This window comes from Candidatus Desulfolinea nitratireducens (assembly GCF_982879505.1).
Window position 1 is genome coordinate 11,326 of record NZ_CEYOSI010000061.1, and the last position, 5,838, is coordinate 17,163.

General features: G+C 45.2%; 4 protein-coding genes. All 4 read left to right on the forward strand.

What is annotated here, in order from left to right:
* On the forward strand, positions 1 to 1,633 hold a 1,633-nt coding region (locus tag AC3DOM_RS07330), incomplete at its 5' end, for a tetratricopeptide repeat protein (RefSeq protein WP_487918383.1).
* Between the two features lie 21 nt (positions 1,634 to 1,654).
* Positions 1,655 to 3,781, forward strand: a complete 2,127-nt coding sequence (locus AC3DOM_RS07335) for a ParB/RepB/Spo0J family partition protein (protein WP_487918384.1) — start codon at positions 1,655 to 1,657, stop codon at positions 3,779 to 3,781.
* Between the two features lie 177 nt (positions 3,782 to 3,958).
* On the forward strand, positions 3,959 to 4,642 hold the full coding sequence (locus AC3DOM_RS07340; protein WP_487918385.1) for a hypothetical protein: 684 nt from the start codon (positions 3,959 to 3,961) through the stop codon (positions 4,640 to 4,642).
* Between the two features lie 102 nt (positions 4,643 to 4,744).
* Positions 4,745 to 5,838, forward strand: a 1,094-nt coding sequence (locus AC3DOM_RS07345; protein ID WP_487918386.1) for an FHA domain-containing protein, incomplete at its 3' end; no start/stop codon positions are given.

A 5,838-nucleotide genomic window follows, 5' to 3' on the forward strand; every position in this document is an offset into this window, starting at 1 on the left:
AGCCGTGGAAGATGTTGCTGAGGCCGTTGAAGAAGTAGCTAAAATGGTTGAAGCCGTGGAAGATGTTGCTGAGGCCGTTGAAGAAGTAGCTAAAATGGTTGAAGCCACTGAAGAAATTGCTGAAGCTGTTGAAGAAGTTGCTGAGGCTGTTGAAGAAGTTGCCGAGGCTGTTGAAGAAGTTGCCGAAGCTGTAGAAGAAGTTGCTGAAGCTGTAGAAGAAGTTGCTGAAGCTGTAAAAGAAGTTGCTGAAGCTGTAAAAGAAGTTGAAACAGAAGAAGCTTCTGCAAAAAGTGATTTTGCGACCTGGCTTGAGAAAACAGTGGAGAAACTCAGTGATAAAGCTTTCGCTAAAAAGTCTGCGGCGTTTGAAGATGCACCGATTGCTATCCCTGAATACGTTGACCAGGCAGAAGTGATTGCCGGGTTGATTTCTGTGGTTGAAAGTCAGGCTCTGGAACCAGACGAGGGTGATGCTGAAGCAGAATCTGTGGATGTACCCGAAGCAGCAGTCGAAGCCGTAGCTCAAGCTGAGCCGGTTGCCGAAACAGAGGAAGATGAAGCTATAGAAGAAATTGCTGAGGCTGCAGAAGATGTAGCTGAAGCCGCAGAGGATGTCGCTGAGGCAGTGGAAGAAGTTGCCGATGCCATAGAAGATGTTGCCGATGCGGTTGAGAAAATTGCCGAAGCCCTCGCAGAATCTTTGGATGAGCCCGAAGAAGAAGTTGAAACCGTTGCTCAGGATGAACCTGTAGGTGAAGCAGAGGTCGGTCCAGAATCTTTGGATGAGCCTGAAGCGGAAGTTGAAGCTGTCGCTCAAGATGAGCTGGTGGTTGAGGCCGCTGTTGAAAGGCAAGAAGCAATGGATGATGATATTCCCTCTGTGCCCCTGGCGATTGTCAAAGATCTGATCCCGGTTTTCAATTCTATTGAAGATGATGATCTGGATGTCAATGTCGATGACCTGATGGATGCGATTTCACAGGAAATGGCTCTTGACGAAGATGATCTGATAGATGATGTGATCGAAGAGACTCCCTCGCTGGCTTTGGAAGATGAGATTGAAGAGGACGAGGAAGAAATCCTTCTGGATGAGCTCGATGATGAAGAGCTTGACAATGAAGACGATGATGACCTCATTTCTCAAGAGGATCATCAAGAAGAAACCCCTGCTTTCCTGCCAACCGATGAAATGATTGCCGATCACGGCCACAATGGAAACGGCAATGGTCATAAAAGCAATGATAAGGAAATCAACATGGGAACCGCCACAATTTGGGGCGAGCTGGGAAATGTCTTCTACACAGCAGGTGTTTTCGAAGGTGCGTACCTTGCCTATAAAAAGGCGATTGAATTGGACGCAAACTTTGGCCTGGCTTTCAATAATCTTGCTTTGTTGCACGTCCGCGATGGCGAATATCTGAAGGCAGCCGAGTTATATCTCAAGAGCATTAATATGCTCGATGATAATGCCTCAAAGGTTGTATCCTGGAATAATCTTGGGAACACTTTTAGAGCCCTCGATGAATATGAACAAGCAGAGCAAGCCTTTCGCAAGGCCGACGAGTTGGATACTGAAAAAACGACAGTAAAAAACTGGACACGCTACGGTTTGTTGCACACACCATCGTCTTAGCCTATAGAAAGAGAGATTCTCATGAGTGAACACATCATCTGGAATGAGATCGGCACTCTTCATTTCAACGCAGGTGCTTACGACCTGGCATCAAAGGCATATCAACGAGCCATAGAGCTTGGTGGTGATTTCAGTACCGCGATGCAGAACCTGGCGTTGACCTATGTCCAGGAAGGTGAGTTGATCAAAGCGGTTTCAGTATACAAAGAAGCCCTCAAGCTCGACTCTCATGGCAAGGATAAGGCTGCTCTTTGGTATCACCTTAGCGAAATATATTCTCAATTGCAAGACCATGAGAATGCTTTACAGGCCTATCAAAAGGCTGCCGAGATAGCAGCTGAGCAGGATGAATCATCTGGGAGTGATTCTCCCAAGAAAGATTTACCTCCTCAAAATGGGAAAGCCACTCCGACCCCTGTTTCGGTCATGAACGCCTGGCCTGTAGTGGGTCCAAAAACAGCCAGAATTGAAATGAGCGCATCGCTCCTTGATGGAAATCAGACGGCGCACGTAGACGAGGAATCTGCCCGCGTTATTTCAGCAGATTCTCCGCCCAGGACAATGGGGCTCTTCCAGATCAATATTGAGCAGATCCATGCTAATCCTGCACAGCCCCGTTTGCATGTGGATGTCAAAGACCTGGTCGAGTCGATCCGTCTATACGGCATTATTCAGCCGCTGATCATTGCCCCTGGTGAAGACCCGGATCGGTATATCCTCATTTCTGGTGAGCGACGATTGGAAGCAGCCCGGCAAGTTGGACTGAGCACAGTCCCGGCGATCATCCGTGATGCTGATGAACAGCAACGCCTTGAGCTGGCCCTGATCGAAAATGTGCAGCGTCAGAATCTTTCCTCACTTGAGCAGGCAGATGGCTATGCTCAATTGGAAGAGGAATTTGGATTATCCCCCGATCAGATTGCCGTGCGGATAGGCAAAAGCAGCACTGTGGTCAGTAATTTGCTACGCCTGTTGGAATTACCCGAGAAAATTCGGCGGACACTGGATGCAGGTCGCATTAACGAAGAACATGCTCGAGCCCTATTCCTGTTGCAGGATGAAACTGCGCAGAAAATGGTTTTGCAGCGCATTTTGGATGAAGACCTTTCCGTACGAAAAACAGAAAAAATAATCCGTGCGTTGTTGAAAGAAGTCATTGAGAATAGCAGCCCACAAAAGTTTGAAATAGATGTACCTGGATCAGAAGTACCGGCATTAGTTGAGCCTGACATTGATGGACCTGAAGGAGATGAACCCGACCTTGAAGATCAATTGGTCAAATCAGAAAGTTCAGCAGCTTTGGCAGAAGTTGCTACTGAGGTGGAGGAGAGCGTTACAGCCACTCTGGCTGTGACGCCTGCTCCCTCATCATCAATTGAAGAAGCGGTAGATGATGCCTCATCTGTCGAAGACGATCAGCAAACTCATTTTGCCGAATCCCAAACCGAGGTTGAGTCCGTTCCGGATGAGGAAGATATCCCGGAGCAGAGTTCAGAAGATGTGCTTGACGATATTGACGAATCTTTGCCGACCCTGACAATGCCTCAAACAAATGATTTTAGCGATCCCCAACAGCCGTTGACCGATGAGCAGGTCCGCAATCGAATCATCACCTTTAAACGGGTAACAGAAGTCAATCCAAATAATGATAAAGCCTGGAGCAGACTCGGGAACCACTATGCTCATCTGGGTGAGGATGAAAATGCGATCGAGGCCTATTTGCGGGCAATAGAACTGGCTCCAAATATGGATGATTACCATTATCAATTGGGTCAACTCTATATCTCTCAACAAAAGTTCGAAGATGCCGCCAAAGTGCTGGAAGAGGTTGTGGCAATTGATGAAAATAATGTATTTGCCCATTGCTCCCTGGCCAGTTGCTACCGTCATTTAGAGATGGACGAAAAAGCAGACGAGCATCTTGAATTTGTTGCGCCAGTCATGGAATTTGAAAAAGCCTACAATCAAGCCTGTTATGAAGCCATACGAGGCAGCGTGATCCGTTCAGTAGAGTTGTTGCGGACAGCGCTGCGAATGGAGCAAACGACTTTTGAGCAGATCCAAAGTGATTCGGATTTTGATTTTATTCGCAACGAACCGGTTTTCGAGGAGTTGATGACCGAAACCATCTCAGTTGCCAGTAGCTAGCCAGTTGTTTGATTGAGGTAGAGAGAAGAAAGAAACGATATTTCTAACTCAATTAGCATAATTATTACCCGATTTTGGAAGAGCCTGTGATAACAGGAATTGCTACCCATCGACCCCAATATCTGCTTCGGCTGGTTTTTGGACATTGCATAGCAATCAATACTGGAGATCATCGACATGCGTATAGTCAACCTTTTTATTGCCTTTTTACTACTTACTGGAGCGGGATTAGCCTTCTCTCAGAAGGCACCCGAATCCCCTGCGCCTACTGAACTTGCCGCATCAGATTTGGTTTTGCCAGTCTCATCGTTGCCTCCCTCACCTCAACCAACGATTTTGGCAGAAAGAAATTTTTCGGCAGTTCTGGATACTGCTGCTAGTGGAAGCCTTTGTCCGGAGGGCCCGACACCTGTAGATAATGGAGATACACCTTCCATTATTGGCGATGTGGGTGATACCTACAACTGTGAGGGGTTCTGGACATTTGAAATGCATGGGCTTCCTTCATCTGCAACGGTATTATCTGCGATGTTTTTACCTGGCATTTGCACAATGAGTGGATCACCCTTCTCATATGGAGACCTGGGGTTTGAATTGGTCGATCTGGGGGGGGTGGATGTCGGTGATTATGGTAAGGAAGGTGTGGGTTATTTTCAGGGTAGTGAGATTGCGGTCTCTTTCAATAATTGTTCTCCAAAGGCAATCAATATTACCAACCATGTAAGTGATCAGATGAAAAATAACATGGACATTATCCAGATCCGTGCGTATCTGACGGCCGGGAATTATTCAAATGGCGTGGATGATTATGTGTCATTTAGAACCGGGAATACTCCAACGATTGTGGTTTTATATCGGTGATTTGACATTCTGAAAAAATAATATCCACATTACTGTTTATTGAAAAATTGATATCCAGTTAGATAATTCCTTCTTGAATCTTGGATTGAGCGTGGCACCTATATGGCAGAAAATACTGGCAAGATCGAATGGCTTTTAATAACCCGGTCAACCAATAATGATCTCCAAAAATATAGTATAGAACCGGGCCAAAATACCATTGGACGGGAAGCTGATAATACCATTGTTTTGCATGACGATACTGCATCAAGCTATCACGCCAAAATTGAGTATGATCCAATAATTAATAAAGTTTCTATTCAAGACTTCGACAGCACTAATGGTACCTTTGTCAATGGAAATCGAATAAATAGAGATCAACCTTTGCATCATGATGACCGGATTCGTTTTGGGATATGTCTTTTCACAATAATCCAATCTGGGTCATTATCGCATTACAGACCATACACCAACCATTTAAGAAATAAGGTAACAACTGAACTGATATTAGAATCCAATGATCATTATGGCCATCTTCTGTACGATGTTGGGCAGCGACTGGTAAATATTTCGGATTTGGAAATAGCTTTATCTGAAATTTCAGAATTGATCAAAGGTGTAATTACAGCTGAAGATTGCCAGATAATAATGGCAAACCAATTTGAGAAGTTGACTGAAAAGGGGATCCCATCCTCAATTGCACAAAAGGCATTTGATAATAAAACTGCAACTTTGTTTTCAAATAATCATGATGAATTCCCTGACAGTGAAGAGAATTCAGTAACGGTTCAATCCAAAGCCCCACTACTACTTGTGCCGGTTATTATCGATGACGAAGTTGTCGCTCTGATCTTTGCCAGAAAGTCCATCGGATCTTCAACCAATTTCTACAACCGTGATCTTCAATTGGTTTTAGCAATCAGCAATCAGGTTGCAATGTCAATTCAACGGAATCAAATCCAAACCGATCTGTTGCATAATTCCCATCATGACGCTCTTACAGGTCTGCCGAATCGCAAGTTATTTCTCGACAGCCTCAACCAGTCAATTGCCCAATCCAGGCAAAGGAAGGCGGTGGATTTTGCGGTGCTATTCCTGGATATTGATGATTTTAAAGTCGTAAACGATAGCCTTGGACATGGCATTGGTGATCAACTGCTCCTTGCTGTGGCTGAAAGGCTAAAGAAAAATATTCATAGCGTTGATGCTGACACTCA